This is a genomic window from Kocuria sp. CPCC 205231, from assembly GCF_040980965.1.
Lineage (GTDB): Bacteria > Actinomycetota > Actinomycetes > Actinomycetales > Micrococcaceae > Kocuria > Kocuria rosea.
In genome coordinates this window covers 18,696-36,552 of sequence record NZ_JAVKPP010000007.1, presented here as the reverse complement: position 1 = coordinate 36,552, position 17,857 = coordinate 18,696, and the positions used below count along the sequence as shown (strand labels likewise).

13 protein-coding genes are annotated in these 17,857 nt (G+C 75.1%); 11 read left to right on the top strand and 2 right to left on the bottom strand.

Going from position 1 to position 17,857, the window contains the following annotated elements; translation table 11 throughout:
- Positions 1-46: 46 nt before the first annotated feature.
- A complete protein-coding gene (locus RF640_RS08905) occupies positions 47-1,072 on the bottom strand; it encodes a 3-oxoacyl-ACP synthase III (RefSeq protein WP_035929796.1) in 1,026 nt (341 codons plus the stop codon).
- 324 nt (positions 1,073-1,396) lie between these two features.
- Here RF640_RS08905 and smc point away from each other — a divergent pair, with 324 nt between their 5' ends.
- Positions 1,397-5,098, top strand: coding sequence for a chromosome segregation protein SMC (gene smc / locus RF640_RS08900; RefSeq protein ID WP_368827536.1), 3,702 nt, complete (start codon positions 1,397-1,399; stop codon positions 5,096-5,098).
- Between the two features lie 25 nt (positions 5,099-5,123).
- On the opposite strand, the gene RF640_RS08895 is transcribed toward smc, so the two are convergent.
- A complete protein-coding gene (locus RF640_RS08895) occupies positions 5,124-6,359 on the bottom strand; it encodes an MFS transporter (protein ID WP_017833769.1) in 1,236 nt (411 codons plus the stop codon).
- A gap of 82 nt (positions 6,360-6,441) precedes the next feature.
- Between RF640_RS08895 and ftsY the strand changes: the two genes are divergently transcribed.
- The 10 genes from ftsY (at position 6,442) to RF640_RS08845 (ending at position 17,694) form a co-directional block, all read left to right on the top strand.
- Entirely contained in the window at positions 6,442-7,587 is a 1,146-nt protein-coding gene (gene ftsY, locus RF640_RS08890; protein ID WP_052133099.1) for a signal recognition particle-docking protein FtsY, read from the top strand.
- A gap of 208 nt (positions 7,588-7,795) precedes the next feature.
- Positions 7,796-9,109: an ammonium transporter gene (locus tag RF640_RS08885; RefSeq protein ID WP_081615781.1), complete on the top strand. Its 1,314-nt coding sequence runs from the start codon at positions 7,796-7,798 to the stop codon at positions 9,107-9,109.
- A 51-nt stretch (positions 9,110-9,160) separates the two neighbouring features.
- A complete protein-coding gene (locus RF640_RS08880; protein WP_017833766.1) occupies positions 9,161-9,499 on the top strand; it encodes a P-II family nitrogen regulator in 339 nt (112 codons plus the stop codon).
- Between the two features lie 199 nt (positions 9,500-9,698).
- Positions 9,699-11,282 carry a signal recognition particle protein gene (ffh, locus tag RF640_RS08875; protein WP_017833765.1) on the top strand — a complete coding sequence of 528 codons (1,584 nt, stop codon included), beginning with the start codon at positions 9,699-9,701 and terminating at the stop codon, positions 11,280-11,282.
- A gap of 7 nt (positions 11,283-11,289) precedes the next feature.
- Entirely contained in the window at positions 11,290-11,775 is a 486-nt protein-coding gene (locus tag RF640_RS08870) for an NUDIX hydrolase (RefSeq protein ID WP_017833764.1), read from the top strand.
- 71 nt (positions 11,776-11,846) lie between these two features.
- Positions 11,847-13,154, top strand: coding sequence for a hypothetical protein (locus tag RF640_RS08865; RefSeq protein WP_368827532.1), 1,308 nt, complete (start codon positions 11,847-11,849; stop codon positions 13,152-13,154).
- Between the two features lie 65 nt (positions 13,155-13,219).
- Complete coding sequence (locus RF640_RS08860) at positions 13,220-14,728, top strand: sensor histidine kinase (protein ID WP_144836309.1); 1,509 nt, start codon at positions 13,220-13,222, stop codon at positions 14,726-14,728.
- Positions 14,725-15,414, top strand: a complete 690-nt coding sequence (locus tag RF640_RS08855; RefSeq protein ID WP_017833761.1) for a response regulator transcription factor — start codon at positions 14,725-14,727, stop codon at positions 15,412-15,414. The genes RF640_RS08860 and RF640_RS08855 overlap by 4 nt, the downstream gene beginning before the upstream one ends.
- A gap of 160 nt (positions 15,415-15,574) precedes the next feature.
- On the top strand, positions 15,575-16,516 hold the full coding sequence (locus RF640_RS08850) for an ABC transporter ATP-binding protein (protein WP_115162798.1): 942 nt from the start codon (positions 15,575-15,577) through the stop codon (positions 16,514-16,516).
- Positions 16,513-17,694 (top strand): ABC transporter permease, encoded by a 1,182-nt coding sequence (locus RF640_RS08845; protein WP_095650547.1) that lies wholly within the window; start codon positions 16,513-16,515, stop codon positions 17,692-17,694. The genes RF640_RS08850 and RF640_RS08845 overlap by 4 nt, the downstream gene beginning before the upstream one ends.
- Positions 17,695-17,857 lie beyond the last annotated feature (163 nt).

Sequence of the window (17,857 nt, the reverse complement as noted above, 5' to 3'; positions counted from 1 at the left end):
TCTCGTGCGGGGTGTCTCGGGCGGGCGCGGCGTCAGCGCCGGCGGTTCACCAGTCGATCTCCATGTAGGTCGCGTTGAGCCCGGAGCCCACGCCGAGCAGCAGCACGCGCTCGTCGGGCCGGAGCCGCTCGGCCTCCAGGGCGAGGGTCATCGGCAGCGCGGCGGCCGCGACGTTGCCCCAGAACGGGAAGGTCAGGGGGAACTTCTCCGGGTCGATCCCGACGTCCTGGAACAGCTTGTTGGTGTGGGACATGGAAACCTGGTGGCCGATGTAGCGGTCCATGTCCGCCCAGTCCCAGCCGTCCTCGTGCGCGTCGTGCCACGCGTCCGCGAGCAGTCCCACGCCGTGCTTGAGCAGCCCCGTGGCGTCGGTGTACATGCCGTCGAAGCCCCCGATGCACAGCCCGTGGTGCTCGGTCGCGGACCGGGTCACGGACCCCGCGATGCGGTGGCCCTCCGGGTGCCGGTCGGCGGGGCCGACCACGGCGGCGGCTGCGCCGCAGCCGAGGGTCAGGGTGGCGAACTCGCGCACCACGTCCGCCCGGGTCACGTCCGGGCCCTGCAGCCGCTCGTACGTCTCGCGGTGCCAGGGGGTCGGGTCCTCGCCGGCGACGACGACGGCGTAGTCGATCGCGCCCGCGTCGATCATCGTGGACGCGATCGTGAGCCCGTTGACGAAGCCCAGGCACGCGTTGGTGACGTCGAAGTTCAGGGCGGAGGGGGCCAGGCCGAGCCGGTGGTGCACGGACACCGAGACCGCGGGCTCGTAGCCGTCGCGGGTCACCGAGGCGTTGATCAGGAGCCCCACCTGGTCCGGGCGCACGCCCGCGCGGGCGAGGGCGGCCTCGCCCGCCTCCACGGCGCCGTCGGTGAAGTGGCGCCCGGGGGCCCAGACGCGCCGCTCGTTGACGCCCGCGAGCCGCTCGAGCAGGCCCTTCGGCATCTTCAGCCGGGCGAACGTGTCCGCCAGGACCTCGTCGGCGTGGGACGAGGGCACCACCTCGTCCGCCTCGACCTTGGTGATGGCCAGGAGGGCGGCGTTGCGGTGACGGATCGAGGAATTACCGGTCAAGGTCTCTGGCTTTCGTTAGGGTCTCGCCGACGCCCCGGCCCGCCCACGGAGGGCGCGGTCGCGGGGAGGGCAGGTCGTGCTGGTCGCGGTCAGTCTACCGGCCGGTTCCGCGGCGCCGGCCGGGGCCCGGTCGTTTCTCTGTAGGCTGATCATCTTGTCCGCTCCTCGTCCCCGCTCCTCGTCTCCGCCCGCGCCCGCTCCGGGCGGGCCGGCGCTCCCTCCGGTGCGCGGCGCCCGGCCGGCGGCCGCGGGGCCGTCGCGGCGCGCGAGTACAGTGGTGGCGACCCCCTGCCCGCCACGCCCACCCCAGGAGACCGGACACCCGTGCACCTGAAGACCCTGACCGTGCGGGGGTTCAAGTCCTTCGCCTCGGCCACCACCTTCGAGTTCGAGCCCGGGGTCACCGCCGTCGTCGGCCCCAACGGCTCGGGCAAGTCCAACGTGGTGGACGCCCTGGCGTGGGTCATGGGGGAGCAGGGCGCGAAGTCCCTGCGCGGCGGGAAGATGGAGGACGTCATCTTCGCCGGCACCGCCGGCCGGGCCCCGCTCGGCCGGGCCCACGTGTCGCTGACCATCGACAACGCCGACGGCGCCCTGCCCATCGAGTACTCCGAGGTCACGATCTCGCGCACGCTCTTCCGCTCGGGGGGCTCCGAGTACGCGATCAACGGCCGGCCGTGCCGGCTGCTCGACATCCAGGAGCTGCTCTCCGACTCCGGGCTCGGCCGGGAGATGCACGTCATCGTGGGCCAGGGCCAGCTCGACCGCATCCTGCACGCCACCCCGGAGGAGCGCCGCGGCTTCGTCGAGGAGGCGTCCGGGGTCCTCAAGCACCGGCGCCGCAAGGAGCGGACGCTGCGCAAGCTCGAGGCGATGCAGGCCAACCTCGACCGGCTCGAGGACCTCACCGCCGAGATCCGCCGCCAGCTCACCCCGCTGGGACGGCAGGCCAGGACGGCCCGGCGTGCCCAGCGGATCCAGCACGACGTCCGCGACGCCCGCGCCCGGCTGCTGGCCGACGACCTCGTGCAGGCCCGCACGAGCCTCGCCGTCGACGAGGACGCCGAGCGCCGGCTGCGCGCCGAGCGCGCCGAGGCCGAGCAGGCCCTCGACGCCGGCCGCGCCCGGCAGGCCGACGTCGAGGCGCGCGCCGCCGAGGCGACCCCCGCCCTGAACACCGCGCGGGACACGTGGTACCAGCTCACCGCCGTGCAGGAGCGCTACCGGTCCCTCGCCTCGCTCGCCGCCGAGCGGCGTCGGCTGCTCGGGTCCGCGGCCGAGCCCGCGGACCCGGGGCGGGACCCGGATCGGCTCGACGCCCAGGCGGCCCGCACCCGCGAGGAGCAGCACCAGCTCCTCGAGCAGGTCGAGGACGCCGTCGACGCCCTCGCCGAGGCCATCCAGGAGCGCGAGGACGCGGAGGCCGCGGCGCGCGACCAGGACGGCGTGGTCACCGGTCTGCTCCGGGCGGCCGCCGACCGCCGGGAGGGCACGGCCCGGCTCACCGGCGCGGTCGCGGCGGCCCGCTCCCGGGTCGAGGCGGCCGAGAACGAGCTCTCCCGCCTGCACACCACCCACGCGGACGCCGGGCGGCGCCGGGTGCAGGCCGGCGCCGAGGCGGACAGCCTGGCGCTCGCGGCCCAGGACGCGGCCGGCGCCGCCGAACGGGCCCGCGCCCGCCACGAGCAGGACGCCGAGGCCGCCGCCGGCGCCCGCGCCGCCGCTCGGGAGGCCGAGGCCGCGGCCCAGGAGCTGCTGCGCGCCCACGACGCCCAGCGCGCCCGCGCCGAGACCCTGCGCGCCGCCCTGCGCCAGCCCGACGGCTCCGCGGCGGTCCTCGACGGGCACGCCGACGCTGTGCTCGGCGCCGTCGTCGACCTCGTCGACGTCGAGCCCGGCTGGGAGCGGGCGGTCACCGCCGCCATGGGCCCCTTCGCCGAGGCCCTCGCCGTGCGCTCCCACGGCGCGGCCGTCTCCGTCTTCGAGTCCCTGCGCGCCGACGGCGTGGGCCGGGTGCACCTGCTGGTGGCCGCCGGCGCCCCGGAACGGTCCGGCCCCGCCCCGGCGCTCCCCGACCGTCCCGGGGTCCGGCCCGCCGCCGCGGTGCTGCGGGACGGCGAGGGCGCCGGCCCGGGCGACGACGACGCGCGGCGCGGAGCGGCCGCCGTCCGGGCCCTGCTGGCTGCGACCGTGCTCACGGAGGACGCCGCCACGGCCGCCCGGATCGTGGCCGACCGGCCCGAGCTGACGGCCGTCACCCGGGGCGGCGACGTGTTCACGGGCAGCAGCGCCTGGGGCGGCGCCGCGGAGGCGGCCGGCACGCTCGAGACCCGCGCCGCGGCCGAGGCCGCCGAGGCGGAGCGGGCCGAGCTGGGCGCGGCCCTCGACCGGGCGCGGGCCGCCTCCGGCGCGGCGGCCGCGGCGCGGGACGCCGCCCGCCGGGCCGCCGAGGAGACCGCGGGGCTGCTGCGCGCCGCCGAGCGCACGGCGGACCGGGCCGCGTCCGAGCTCTCCCGGGTCCGGGCCGTGCTGGACTCGGCCGAGGCGGAGACCCGGCGCTACGACGAGCAGGTCGCGGCCGCGCGGGAGCACCTGGCCCGGGAGCAGGAGCGGCTGCGCGAGGCCGCCGAGCGGCTCGGGGCCGCCGAGGAGCACGGCGAGGAGGACACCGAGACCGTCCAGCTCGAGGCCGCCGCCCGCCGCGACGAGTTGCACCGGACCGCCACGACGGCCCGCACCGCGGAGACGGAGGCCCGGCTCGCCCTGCGCTCCCTCGAGGAGCAGGCCCGGGCCCTCGGCAACCGGGCCGCGTCCCAGGAGCGGGCCGCCGCCGTCGAGCGCCGGGCGCGGGAGGAGGCGGAGCGGCGGGCCCGGCGCCGCCGGATCCAGGCCCGCAACGCCGAGGCGGTGCTCGCCGGCGCCGAGCAGCTGCTCGAGCTCGTGGCGGCGTCCGCGGCGGTCGCCGCCGCGGAGCGGGACCGGGCCGAGGCCGTCCGCGCCGGGCTGGACGCGGAGCTGACGGACCTGCGCGCCGCCAACGACCGGCTCGCCGCGCGGCTCGCCGGGCTCACCGACTCCGTGCACCGGGACGAGCTGGCCCGCACCCAGCAGCGCGCCCGGATCCAGGCCCTGGAGGACCGCTCCCTCGAGGAGCTGGGGCTCACCCCGGACGCGCTCGTGGAGCACTACGGGCCGCACTTGCTGATCCCCGACCCCGACCTCGACCCCGAACCCGGCGCCGGCGCGGGCTCCGACCGCGGCCCCGGGGCGCCGCAGGACGACGCGCCGGCGGCGGCCGAGGACGGCCAGGACGCCCTGTTCGGCGTCGCGTCCGGCGACCCGGCCGAGGCCGCGGGAGGCGCCCCCTACGTGCGCGCCCAGCAGGAGGCGCGGCTGCGCCGGGCCGAGAAGGAGCTCGCCTCCCTGGGGCGGGTGAACCCGCTGGCGCTGGAGGAGTTCGCCGCCCTCGAGGAGCGCCACCGCTTCCTGGCCGAGCAGCTCGAGGACCTCAAGCGCTCGCGGCAGGACCTGCGCAGCATCATCCGCGACGTCGACGAGCACGTGGAGCGCGTCTTCGCGGAGGCCTACGCCGACACCGCCCGGGAGTTCGAGGGCGTCTTCGCCACCCTGTTCCCGGGCGGGGAGGGCCGGCTGCGCCTCACCGACCCCACAGACATGCTCAGCACCGGGATCGACGTGGAGGCGCGCCCGGCCGGCAAGAAGATCAAGCGGCTGTCCCTGCTCTCCGGCGGGGAGCGGTCGCTGACGGCGATCGCGCTGCTCGTGGCGATCTTCAAGGCCCGCCCCTCGCCCTTCTACGTCATGGACGAGGTCGAGGCGGCCCTCGACGACCGCAACCTCGGGCGGCTGCTGAGCATCTTCCGCCAGCTGCAGGAGACCTCGCAGCTGATCATCATCACCCACCAGAAGCGGACCATGGAGATCGCCGACGCCCTCTACGGGGTCGCGATGCGCGGGGACGGCGTGACCACCGTGATCGGGCAGCGGCTCGCCGAACTGCGCTGAGCCCGCCGTGCTCGTGTCCGGGGCGCTACTGCCCGGCGCCGCGCACGGGCGGGGTCTCGGGCCGCTCCATCGTGTCCCGCACCGGTAGCCACGCCCCGGCGGCCAGCAGCATGATCGCCCCGGAGACCCCGAAGGCCCAGCCGAAGCCCGCGGCGTCCGCCAGCGCACCGGCCACCACGGGGCCGAGGATCTGCCCGGCGTCGGCGCTCATCTGGAACCGGGCCAGCACCGGTCCGCCGGCCCGGTCCGGTCCGATGACGTCGGCCACGGTCGCCTGCTGGCCCGGGTTCAGGGTCCCGGAGCCCATCCCGGCCACGAGCGAGAGGACCACGAACCACGGGACGTCCTGGACCAGGCCCAGCCCCATGGTCGCGACCCCGTTGAGCACCAGGCCCGAGAGCACGAGCGGCCTGCGCCCGAACCGGTCCGTGAGCCGGCCGGTGACCGGCAGGGTCATCGCGTTGCCCGCGGCGTAGACCGCCAGGGCCAGGCCGGCCACGGCCGGGCCGGCCCCCAGCACGGCCACCGCGAACAGCGGCACGAGGGCCACCCGGATCCCGTGGGCGGTCCACCCGTTGGCGAAGCTGGAGACCAGGGCGGAGCGGTAGGCCCCCACCCGGCGCGCCTCGGCCACGGTCATCACCGGCTGGTTCCGGCGGTCCGCGCCGGCGCCGAGCACCTCGTCCTTGAGCCGGAAGTGCACCACGGCCACGGCCACCAGCAGCGACACCGCGTAGATCAGGAACGGCGCCTGCATGCCGAAGCCGGCGAGCAGGCCGCCGACCACGGGGCCGAGCACCCCGCCCACCAGGAACGCAGAGGCGTAGTAGCCCGAGACGCGCCCGCGCATCCGCGGCGGCGCCAGCCGCACGATCAGCCCCATCGCCGAGATCGTGAACATCACCGAGCCGATCCCGCCGAGGCCCCGGAACAGCAGCAGCTGCCAGTAGGTCTGGGCGAAGGCGGTGGCCGCGGAGGACAGCGCGACGATGAGCACGCCGGTCACATAGGTCGGGCGCTCGCCGATCCGGTTGAGGATCCGCCCGCCCGCCGGCGCGAAGAGGAGGCGGGCCACGGCGAAGACGCTGACCACGGCCGAGGCCGCGGCCACCCCGACCCCGAAGGTCGTGGCGAACTGGGGGAGCACCGGGGCCACGATGCCGTAGCCGATCGCGATGACGAAGGCGGCGGCGATGAGCACCGTGATCTGCTGGGGAACGCGGTCGCGCTCGGGCGCGGCGGCGGCGGGCTGGACAGGCACCCGTCGAGTCTAGGACCCCGGGCGGCGGCCCGGCCCCGCGGCCCCCGGCCCGGGGACCGGGCGGTGTGAGAAGCTGGGCGACGTGGATTCGATACCCGTTCTCGCATACGTGCTCATCGCCGTCGTGGTCCTCGGTCTGCTCGGGCTGGTCCTGCTGCGGGGGCCCAAGGCGCCCCGCGGCGGCTACCCCTCCACCCGGGACCCCGACGACCTCGAGGGCGGCCCCGTCGCGGCCCCCGGGGACCTGGAGCCCGGCACCGCTCCGGTCCCGCCCGCCGACACCCGGCCGGCCCTCGACCGCCCCGAGTCCGCCGCGTCCCGGATGGCGCGGCTGCGCGGGCGGCTGGCCAGGTCCAACAACGTCTTCGGCAAGGGCCTGCTGGCCCTGCTCTCGCGCGACCGCATCGACCAGGACGTGTGGGACGAGATCGAGGAGACGCTGCTGCTCGCCGACCTCGGCACCGACTCGTCCATGGCCCTCGTCGAGGCCCTCCAGCGCCGGGTCAAGGTCGAGGGCACCAACGACCCCGCCCACGTGAAGGCCATGCTCCGGGAGGAGCTCCTCGCGCTGGTCGACCCGTCGATGGACCGGTCCCTGGCCGTGGAGCGAAAGGGGCCGGTCCCCGCCGTCGTCCTCGTGGTGGGCGTCAACGGCGTGGGCAAGACCACCACCGTGGGCAAGCTCGCGCGCGTGCTCGTCGCCGAGGAGAAGGACGTGGTGCTCGGCGCCGCGGACACCTTCCGCGCCGCGGCCGCCGACCAGCTCTCCACTTGGGGCGCCCGCGTGGGCGTGCCCACCGTGCGCTCGCACGTCGAGGGCGCCGACCCCGCCTCGGTGGCCTACGACGCCGTGACCGCCGGCATCGAGCACGAGGTGGACGTCGTGATGATCGACACCGCCGGCCGGCTCCAGAACAAGGCGGGGCTGATGGACCAGCTCGGGAAGATCAAGCGGGTCGTGGAGAAGGCCGCCGCGGTCGACGAGGTGCTGCTCGTCATCGACGCGACCACCGGGCAGAACGGCATGACCCAGGCGCGGGTCTTCGCCGAGGTGGTCGACGTCACCGGCATCGTCCTCACCAAGCTGGACGGCACCGCCAAGGGCGGCATCGTGGTCGCCATCCAGAAGAGCCTCGGGGTGCCGGTCAAGCTCATCGGCCTCGGCGAGGGACCCGACGACCTCGCGCCCTTCGAGCCCGAGAGCTTCGTGGACGCCCTGCTCGACTGATCCGTCCCCCTTTTCCCCCACACGCCCGCCGTAGTTCACGTGCTCGTAACCATGGCGGCGGGCGTGAAACATGTCCGCAACCCCGCGCGGCGGCAGGCGAAACATCTCTCTCGGAGACTCGACAGTGAACGGTGAGCACCGGACGGCCCCTCGGGGAACGGGCCAGTGGCACCGGTGACCTGACAAGCTTCAGAGAGAGGTGCACATCGTGGAAATCACCGCTGGACACGTGTGGACGATCGTGGCGGCAGCCCTGGTCTTCTTCATGACCCCCGGACTGGCCCTGTTCTACGGAGGGATGACCCGCGCCAAGGGCGTCCTGAACATGATGATGATGAGCTTCATCTCCATCGCGTTCGTCTCCGTGGTGTGGGTCCTGTGGGGCTACTCCATGAGCGGCGGGGACCCGCTGCTGGGCGGACTCACGGGCAGCCCCGTGCCGTCCTTCGCCCTGGCCGACATCATGGGCACCGAGGACCTCCTCGGCGCCGCCTACGGCGGGACCTTCGCCATCATCACCGTCGCCCTGATCTCCGGGGCGATCGCCGACCGGGCCCGCTTCGGCGCCTGGGCCGTGTTCGTGCCCGTCTGGGCCACGCTCGTCTACGCCCCCCTGGCCTACATGGTCTGGGGCGGCGGGCTGCTCACCGAGGACGGCGCCGTGGGCTCCGCGATCGGCGAGGCCATCGACTTCGCCGGCGGCCTCGTGGTGCACATCAACGCCGGCGTGGCCGCGCTGATCCTCATCATGATCGTCGGCGCCCGCCAGGGCTTCGGCAAGGACCCGAGCCAGCGCCCCCACAACCTGCCGCTCGTGATGCTCGGCGCCGCGATCCTGTGGTTCGGCTGGTTCGGCTTCAACGCCGGTGCCGCGGGCACCGCCGAGCAGGCCGGCCTCATCTGGATCAACACCCTCGTGGCCCCCTCCGCGGCCATGCTGGGCTGGCTGCTCACCGAGCGCATCCGCGACAAGCACGCGACCTCCCTGGGCGCCGCCTCCGGCGCCGTGGCCGGGCTCGTGGCCATCACTCCGGCCTGCGCCAACGTCTCCCCGGTCTGGGCGATCGTGATCGGCTTCGTGGCCGGCATCTGCTCCGCCCTCGCCGTGGGCCTGAAGTACCGGCTGCGCATGGACGACTCCCTGGACGTCATCGGCGTGCACCTCGTCTCCGGCATCGTCGGCACCGTGGCCCTGGGCTTCGTGGCGCTGCCCTCCGAGGGCACCGCGGGCCTGTTCTACGGCGGCGGCTTCGGCCTGCTGCTCACCCAGGTCGTCGCGGTGCTGGTCTCTGTCCTGTACTGCGCCGTGCTCACCTTCGTCATCGCCATCGCGATCGACAAGACCATCGGCTTCCGGATCACGGAGCGGGACGAGATCGACGGCATCGACATCACCCAGCACGCCGAGTCCGGCTACGCCCTGGCCGGGGACGCCACGGGCTCCTTCAGCCCCGGCCGGCACGCCGCGGGCGAGGACGCCTCGTCCTTCGAGCCCGGTCGCTCCGAGCCGGTGCACAGCTGAGCCGTGCGGCGACCGCCGGCGCATTCCCTCCTCACGAAAGGCATCCCTTCCATGAAACTCGTCACCGCGATCGTGCGCCCCGAGAAGTTCAAGGACATCAAGTCCGCCCTCGAGTCCTACGGCGTCCAGGGCATGACGGTCCAGAACGTGCACGGCTACGGGCAGCAGCGCGGGCACACCGAGGTCTACCGCGGCGCGGAGTACACGGTGGACCTGCTCGAGAAGGTCCGGGTCGAGATCCTCGTGGACAACCACCAGGCCACGGACATCGTCGACGTCATCGTCTCCTCCGCGAACACCGGCCGCGCCGGTGACGGGAAGGTGTGGGTCACCGACGTGCACCAGGCCGTGCGCGTGCGCACCGGCGAGCGCGACGAGACGGCGCTCTGACCCCACCCGTCCCGACGGCCGGCCCCCTCCACCGGGAGGGGGCCGGCCGTCGTCGTCCCCGCACGGCGACGGGGCGGGCCCCGCGCCGCCCGGAGTTGCTAACCTTGGACACTGACCCGCCACACCGGGCCGGGCCGCGGCCCGCGGCGCAGACCGCGGGGCACCGGCCGCCTCCCTCGACGAAAGCAGCTTTCGACCCGTGTTCAATTCACTGTCCGACCGGTTGACCGCCACCTTCAAGAACCTCAAAGGCAAGGGACGCCTGACCGAGGCGGACGTCGACGCCACCGTGCGGGAGATCCGCCGCGCCCTGCTCGACGCCGACGTCGCCGTGCCGGTCGTGCGGGAGTTCACCGCCGCGGTCAAGGAGCGCGCCCTCGGGCTCGAGGTCTCCGAGGCGCTGAACCCCGGCCAGCAGGTCGTGAAGATCGTCAACGAGGAGCTGCAGAACATCCTCGGAGGCCAGACCCGCCGGATCCGGATGGCCAAGACCGGGCCCACGATCATCATGCTCGCCGGCCTCCAGGGCGCCGGCAAGACCACCCTGGCCGGCAAGCTCGGCAAGTGGCTCAAGGGCCAGGGCCACCGCCCCCTGCTCGTGGCCTCCGACCTCCAGCGGCCCAACGCGGTCACCCAGCTCAAGGTCGTGGGCGAGCGCGCCGGCGTGCCGGTCTTCGCCCCGCACCCGGGCACCACCTCGGAGTTCGACGACCCCACGGGCGACCCCGTGCAGGTCGCCCGGGACGGCGTGGCCCAGGCCCGCGCGCGGCTGCACGACGTGGTCATCGTGGACACCGCCGGCCGCCTGGGCATCGACGAGGCCCTCATGGACCAGGCCCGCGACATCCGCGACGCCGTCCGGCCCGACGAGGTGCTCTTCGTCATCGACGCCATGATCGGCCAGGACGCCGTGAACACGGCCCAGGCCTTCAACGAGGGCGTCGACTTCACCGGCGTGGTCCTGTCCAAGCTCGACGGCGACGCCCGCGGCGGCGCCGCGCTGTCCGTGGCCTCCGTGACCGGCAAGCCCATCATGTTCGCCTCCACCGGGGAGAACGTCGACGACTTCGAGCAGTTCCACCCGGACCGCATGGCGTCCCGCATCCTCGACATGGGCGACGTCCTCACGCTGATCGAGCAGGCCGAGAAGCAGTGGGACCGCGACGAGGCCGAGAAGATGGCCCGGAAGTTCACCGACCAGGAGGACTTCACCTTCGAGGACTTCCTCGCGCAGATGCAGCAGCTGCGCAAGATGGGGTCGATGAAGAAGATGCTCATGATGATGCCGGGCGCCGCCGGCATGCGCGAGCAGCTCGAGAACTTCGACGAGCGCGAGATCGACCGCGTCGAGGCCATCGTCCGGTCCATGACCCCGCACGAGCGGGTCGCGCCCAAGATCATCAACGGCTCACGCCGCGCCCGCATCGCGAAGGGCTCGGGCGTCACCGTCTCCGAGGTGAACCAGCTCATGGAGCGCTTCGCCCAGGCGCAGAAGATGATGAAGCGCCTGGCCCAGGGCAAGGGCGTGCCCGGCATGCCCGCCGGCATCCCCGGCATGCCCGGTGCGGGCGGCGGCCCGAAGAAGGGCAAGGGCAAGGGCGCCGCGAAGAAGGGCGGGTCCCGCTCCGGCAACCCCGCCAAGCGGGCGCAGGAGAACGCGGCCCTCGAGCAGCAGCGCAAGCAGAAGGCGCCCGCCGGATCGGCGTTCGGCGCGGCACCGGGGCAGCCGGACCCCGCGGACCTGAACCTGCCCAAGGGCTTCGAGAAGTTCCTGGGGCAGTGATCGCGCCGTGAGCTCCTACCTGTCCGAGACCGAGCTGAAGCAGTTCGTCGACTCGCTGCCCACCCGCCGCCTCGCCGCGGAGGCCCTCATCCGGGACCCCGAGGGCCGCGTGCTCCTCGTGGAGCCCAACTACAAGTCCGACTGGACCGTGCCCGGAGGCACCGTCGAGGCGGGGGAGGACCCCCGCACCGGGTGCTTCCGCGAGGTCGTCGAGGAGGTCGGCCTGCACCTGCCCGAGGGCCGGCTGCTCGTCGTCCACCACGGCGTGGCGATGGGCCTGTGGGGGGACTCGGTCTCCTTCGTCTACGACGGCGGCGTCATCGGCGCCGACACGCCCATCACGATCCAGGAGGAGGAGCTGCTCAGCCACCGCTGGACGGCGCCGGAGGACCTGGACCGGTACCTGCGGCCCGGACTGGCCCGCCGCCTGCGGGCGGGCCTGGCCGCCCTCGAGGACGGCACCACGGCCGAGCTCGTCGACGGGCCCCGCTGAGCGCCCCGGGGCCACCGGGCGCACGCCCCGGGCCCCCGGCCCGGCCCCGGCGACGGCGTAGCATGGACGCCATGACCTCACTCCCCGCCGACGACATCGCATCCCCCACCTCCGCGTGGGACCTGGTCCCGGCCACGGTGCTGTGCGCGACGGAGGACACCGCGTCCGAAGGACCCGGGCCGCGCCCCACCTGCGAGGGGATGCGCAAGGTCATCGCCCACCACCGCCTGATCAGCGCCTACGCCGAGGGCCCCCGGGCCACGCAGCTGATGTTCCTCGCCGACGCCGAGGGCCGGCTGGCGCAGGGGGCCGAGGACGGCTCCGTGCAGCCCGGCTGCACCCTCGACGAGCTCTCCGAGACCTTTGTGCGGATGACCGGCCAGCAGCTCCAGCCCGAGCACCCGGGGCTGCGCCGGGTGCTGCTCGTGCACCTGGACGCCCCCGAGCTGCCCGTGCTGGCGGCCCTGTCCGGCACCGGCTTCACCGCCGTGTCCCGGCACGGCTGGTCCGTGGTGGTCTTCGACGCCGAGGTCGACTTCTGGGCCGTGCGCACCGGTCTCGCCGAGACCGCCGTGGCGCTGTCCTCGGACGGGGCCACCCGCTCCTTCGAGGTCCTGCTCGCGGGGGAGGACCCGGCGTCCGTCACCGACCTCGATGCGGCCGACGCCGTGTGCGCCCTCGAGTGGGGCCCCGACTGGCTCCCCGCGGGCGGCGTGTCCGTCGAGGCCGAGCAGACGCCGGCCGCCCGGTTCGAGCGCGACCTCGTCCGGCTGTGCTCCGGCGGCACCTCGGACCTGCAGATCGAGTCCGTGGCCTCCGTCTTCGACCTGGACCCGGCCGAGACCAACCGGCTGCGCAACTACGTGCTGGGGGAGTCCACCGACCTGGTCCTGGAGTCCGTCCTGCAGCTGCTGGGCCTGCCCGTGCTCGCCGCCAAGGTCGTCGAGGGCCACCGGGAGCTCACGGCCACCGAGGGCGCCGAGCACTACGAGCCCACGGGCGTGGGCTCGGCCCTGCTGCGGGGGATGACCACCGAGCCCACCGGCGACGGGCTGTTCGCGCGGTACCAGCGGGCGCTCGTCCGCCGCCCGGAGCTGCTGCTGGCCGTCGCCGGCACCGAGACGGCCCTCGGGGTGGGGCTCGCCGGCGCGGCCCGGCGCGGCGGGGCCGGGGCGCGCGTGCTCGGCACCCTCTCCGCGGCGCTGCTCGCGGACGCCGCCGCGGAGAGCGCCTACTACGCCGCCCTGCGCGGCGCGCGCCGCCGGCGGAACGAGGAGCGGCCCGCGGCCCCCGGGCCCACCGCCCAGCTCCCCGAGCCCTCCGCAGCCCCCGGCTCGCGAGCGCGCCTGCGCCGCTTCTTCGGCCTGCACCGCGGCTGAGCGCCGCCGCAGGATCCCCCGCGGGGCGGAAGTCCCGCGCCGCCGCCGCGGGCTACCGTGGGGGCGTGCACACCCGACCCACCACCGACCCGGACACCGACCCGGACGCGGGACCGGACCCGGCCCCCGTCCGGCGCGCTCCGCTCGCGGTGCGCGTCACCGCCTGGCTGAACGACCCCGAGGACCCGTTCTGGTCCCGGCCCGCGCCCACGGCGGCCCAGCGGCGCAACGACGTGCTGGCCGCCCTGGGCTTCCTGCTCGTCACCCTCCTCGCCTCCGTGCTGCTGCACAGCTACGCGGGGCTCGCCGAGGGGGACGAGCCCTGGCGCTTCTACCTCAGCACCGTGCTCATCGTGGTGCCCCTCGCCGTGCGCCGTCGCTACCCGCTGCCGGTCGTGGTCGCGTCCTCCGCCCTGTTCCTGGGCCTGACCTACGCGAGCCCCACGGCCGCCATGACGCTGCCCTTCCAGGGCGCCTACTTCGCGGCCCTCTACGCCGCCGTCGCCTGGTCGCGCGACCGCCAGGCCCTGTGGGTCGCCATGTCGGTGGTCGTGGGCACCATGGGGCTGTGGCTGCTCGGCGCCTTCACCATCACCAACGCCTACGCGGACTTCCTCTCCGGTCTGGGCGAGGTCGACGGGCCGCTGCCCCAGCTGCCGTCCTACGCGGTGTACACCCTGATCGTGAACGCCGTGTACTTCGGCGGGGCGGTGCTGGCCGGGCGCGCGTCCTGGCGGGCCGCGCTGCAGCAGCACCGCCTCGCGGCCCAGGCGCAGCGGATCCGGGAGCAGTCCGCCGAGATCGCCCGCCGCGCCGTCGTCGACGAACGGCTGCGCATCGCCAGGGAGCTGCACGACGTCGTCGCCCACCACGTGTCCGTCATCGGCATCCAGGCGGGGGCCGCGCGCAAGGTCCTGGACCGTGACCCCGCCGCCGCCACCACCGCCCTGCGCACGATCGAGACGTCCAGCCGGACCGCCGTGGGGGAGATGCGCCAGCTGCTCGGCGTGCTCCGCGCCGAGGGCGAGGAGGGCGCCCCGGGCCCCGGCGGAGGCGCCCCCGACGCCGCGCGCCGGCCGGACCCCGGCCTCGCCGACATCGCAGCCCTCGCCCGCCGGCACGCGGACAACGGGCTCGCGGTGGACGTCCGCACCGTCGAGGCCGTCCCGGGTGACCTGGACAGGATCCCGCCGGCCCTCGGCCTGTCCGTCTTCCGGTGCGCCCAGGAGTCCCTGTCCAACGTGATCCGCCACTCCACGGCCGGCACCGCGTCCGTCACCCTGCGCACCGGCCGCGGCCCGGAGGGGCAGCCGTGGTTCGAGCTCGAGGTCCTCGACGACGGCTCGCCCCGCCGCGGCACCGCCGGCACCGGGTTCGGCCTCCAGGGGCTGCGCGAGCGCGTCCGCCTGCACGGCGGCGAGGCGGAGATCGGGCCGCGCTCCGGCCGGCCCGGCTGGCGGGTCCGCACCCGCTGCCCCCTGCCCCCCGGCGGCACCGGGGAGGACGCCCCGGACGCGGCCGCCGGCGCCGCCTCCGGCGCCTCGGACGGGATTCTGCGAGGATCGGAGGCATGATCCGTGTCCTGCTCGCCGACGACCACGCCCTCGTGCGCTCCGGCTTCGCCATGGTCCTGTCCGTGGAGGACGACATCGAGGTCGTGGCCCAGGCCTCCGACGGCGCGCAGGCCGTCGCCGCCGCCCGCGGCGGGGCCGTGGACGTGGCCCTGCTCGACGTGCAGATGCCGGTCATGGACGGCATCGAGGCCACCCGCCGGATCGTCGGGACCGGGTGCGCGAAGGTCGTGATCGTCACCACGTTCGACCGCGAGGACTACCTCTTCGACGCGCTCGCCGCCGGGGCCAGCGGGTTCCTGCTGAAGAACGCCGACCCGGACGACCTCGTGGAGGCCGTGCGCGCCGTGGCCGGAGGCCACGCGCTGCTCGCCCCCGAGGCCACGCTGCGCGTCATCCGGGCCCTGACCGCGGACGCCCCGGCCCCCGCCCCCGAGGCCGTTCCCGCGCCGGCCGACCCCCCGCCGTCCGACCCCGCCCGGCGCCGGGTCGTCGAGTCCCTCACCGAGCGGGAGCACGAGGTGCTGCTGCTGGTCTCGGACGGGCTGTCCAACGCGGAGATCGCCCAGCGGCTGTTCCTCGGGTCCGCCACCGTCAAGACGCACGTGTCCAACATCCTCGCCAAGACGGGCTCCCGGGACCGGGTGCAGGCCGTCGTCTTCGCCCACCGGGCAGGCCTCGTCGACTGAGCGGGCTCCGCCCCGGGACGGAGGCCGCCGGCCGCGACCCGCTCCCCGGGGCGCCCGCAATCCGCCCGGGTGGGGATCCGCCGGGGCCCCCGCGTTCGTAGGCTGACCACGAGCCGCCCGGCACCCACCGGGAGGACGCACCCCGAGAGGACCCGGGCCCATGAGCACCAGCACCACCCCCGCCGCGACCACGACCCGCTTCCGGAGCCGCCCCGAGGGGCACGTCCTGGAGGCGCGGGGCCTGAGCCGGTCCTTCGGGGGCCGCACCGTGGTCGAGGACGTCTCCTTCCGGGTCGAGCCCGGCCGGATGACCGGCTTCGTCGGCGCCAACGGCGCGGGCAAGACCACGACCATGCGGATGCTGATGGGCGTGCTGCGCGTCTCCGCCGGCGAGGTCCTGTGGGACGGCCGTCCCGCCACCGCGGCGGACCGGGCCCGCTTCGGGTACATGCCCGAGGAGCGGGGGCTCTACCCCAAGCAGCCGGTGCTCGACCAGCTCGGCTACCTCGGCCGGCTCCACGGCATGGACCGCCGGGACGCCCTCGCGGAGGCCGGGCGGCTGCTGGAGCGCTTCGGCCTGGCCGAGCGCGGGAAGGACAGGCTGGAGTCCCTCTCCCTCGGCAACCAGCAGCGGGTGCAGGTCGCCGCCGCGCTCCTGCACGGGCCCGCCGCCCTGGTGCTGGACGAGCCGTTCTCCGGCCTGGACCCCGTGGCGGTGGACTCCATGGTCGAGCTGCTGCGCGAGCACACGGCCCAGGGCGTGCCCGTGCTCTTCTCGAGCCACCAGCTCGATCTCGTCGACCGGCTCTGCGACTCCCTGGTCGTCCTCTCCGGCGGCCGGGTCCTGGCCTCCGGCACGGCCGAGGACCTGCGCCGCACCGGTCCCCGCCGGCACCGGCTGCGCTGCGAGCAGGACGCCGGCTGGGTGCGGGACCTGCCGGGCCTGCGCGTCGTCGACGTCGACGGACCCGCCGCGGTGCTCGAGCTCGCGGACGCCGCCGCCCGCCGCCGCGTCCTGGAGACCGCCGTGCCCCGCGGGCTCCTGGAGTTCGCCGAGATCGTGCCCTCCCTGTCCGACGTCTACCGGGAGGTCACCCGATGAGCGCCCGCCCGCCCGCAGCCCGTCCCTGGTGGATCGTCACGTCCCGCGAGATCTCCGTCAAGCTGCGGGACCGGTCCTTCCTGCTCTCCACGGTGGTCACGGTGCTCCTCGTGGCCGCCTCGATCGCCGCCTCCGCCCTGTTCGGAGGCCGGGCCGCCGACCACGTCCTGGCGACCGCGGCGCCCGACGCGGCGCCCGTCGCGGCGCGGGCCGCGCAGGAGCTGGCCGAGCGCGGCGAGGACACCCTCACCGTGCACTCCGCCCACTCCCCGGACGCGGCCCGCGAGGCGGTGGCCGACGGGACCGCCGACGCCGCCCTGCTGCGGGACCTCGACGGGTGGACGGTGGTCGGCCAGGACGACGTCGACCCCGCCCTCGCGCGGGTCCTCGAGGACGCGGTGGCCGCGGAGATGCTGGCGGCCGGCGCCCGGGCCGCCGGGACGACCGCCGAGGAGCTGACCGCGGGTGCCGAGGTGCGCACCGAGCTGCTGTCCGGCGGACAGGACCGCGGCCCCGCACGGCTCGTGGTGGGCTTCGTCTTCGCGTTCCTGTTCTACCTGGCCGCCATCCTCTTCGGCATGGCCATCGCCAACTCCGTGCTCGAGGAGAAGCAGAACCGGGTCGTGGAGATCCTGGCCACCGCCGTCCCCGTCCGGCAGCTGCTCTACGGCAAGGTGCTCGGCAACTCCCTGCTCGCGTTCGGCCAGATCGGGCTCTACGCCGCGGTCGGCCTCGTCGGCGTCAACGTCACGGGCGCCGCCGCGGACGTCGGCTGGATCCTCGCCGCGTCCGGCTGGTTCGTGGCCTTCTTCGTGGCGGGCTTCGCCGCGCAGGCCTCCGTCTGGGCGGTCCTCGGCTCCCTGGCCTCCCGCTCCGAGGACCTCCAGACGAGCACCGGGCCGATCATGACGGTGCTCGTCGGAGCCCTCTTCGTGGGCCTCTACGCCGAGGGCGCGTGGCTCACGGCCGCGTCCTTCGTCCCGGTCGTCTCCTCGGTGGCGATGCCCATCCGGATGCTGGACGGCGGCGTCGCCTGGTGGCAGCCCGTGCTGTCCCTCGCGCTGGCCCTCGCCGCGGCCTGGGTGCTGCTGCGCCTCGGGGAGCGGATCTACCAGCGCGCCGTGTTCCAGGGCGGACGCTCCCTCACGTGGCGGGAGGCCGCACGCCTCGAGCAGTGAGCGGGCAGCGCGCCGCCGGACGCCGGACTTGACGGCGTCTGGCATACTGGACGGGTACTCGATGCGTGCGGTCCCTCTCGCCGCACGTTTCTCGTGTCCACAGAACCCCTGTGACCGGCCCGCCCCACGGGAGCGAGACCAGGGCGTTCACCTCATCCAAGAA

Coding starts and splice junctions, on each gene's coding strand:
- RF640_RS08880 (WP_017833766.1), top strand. CDS start 9,161: ATGAAACTCGTCACCGCGATCGTGCGCCCCGAGAAGTTCAAGGACATC.
- RF640_RS08865 (WP_368827532.1), top strand. CDS start 11,847: ATGACCTCACTCCCCGCCGACGACATCGCATCCCCCACCTCCGCGTGG.
- RF640_RS08855 (WP_017833761.1), top strand. CDS start 14,725: ATGATCCGTGTCCTGCTCGCCGACGACCACGCCCTCGTGCGCTCCGGC.
- RF640_RS08850 (WP_115162798.1), top strand. CDS start 15,575: ATGAGCACCAGCACCACCCCCGCCGCGACCACGACCCGCTTCCGGAGC.
- RF640_RS08845 (WP_095650547.1), top strand. CDS start 16,513: ATGAGCGCCCGCCCGCCCGCAGCCCGTCCCTGGTGGATCGTCACGTCC.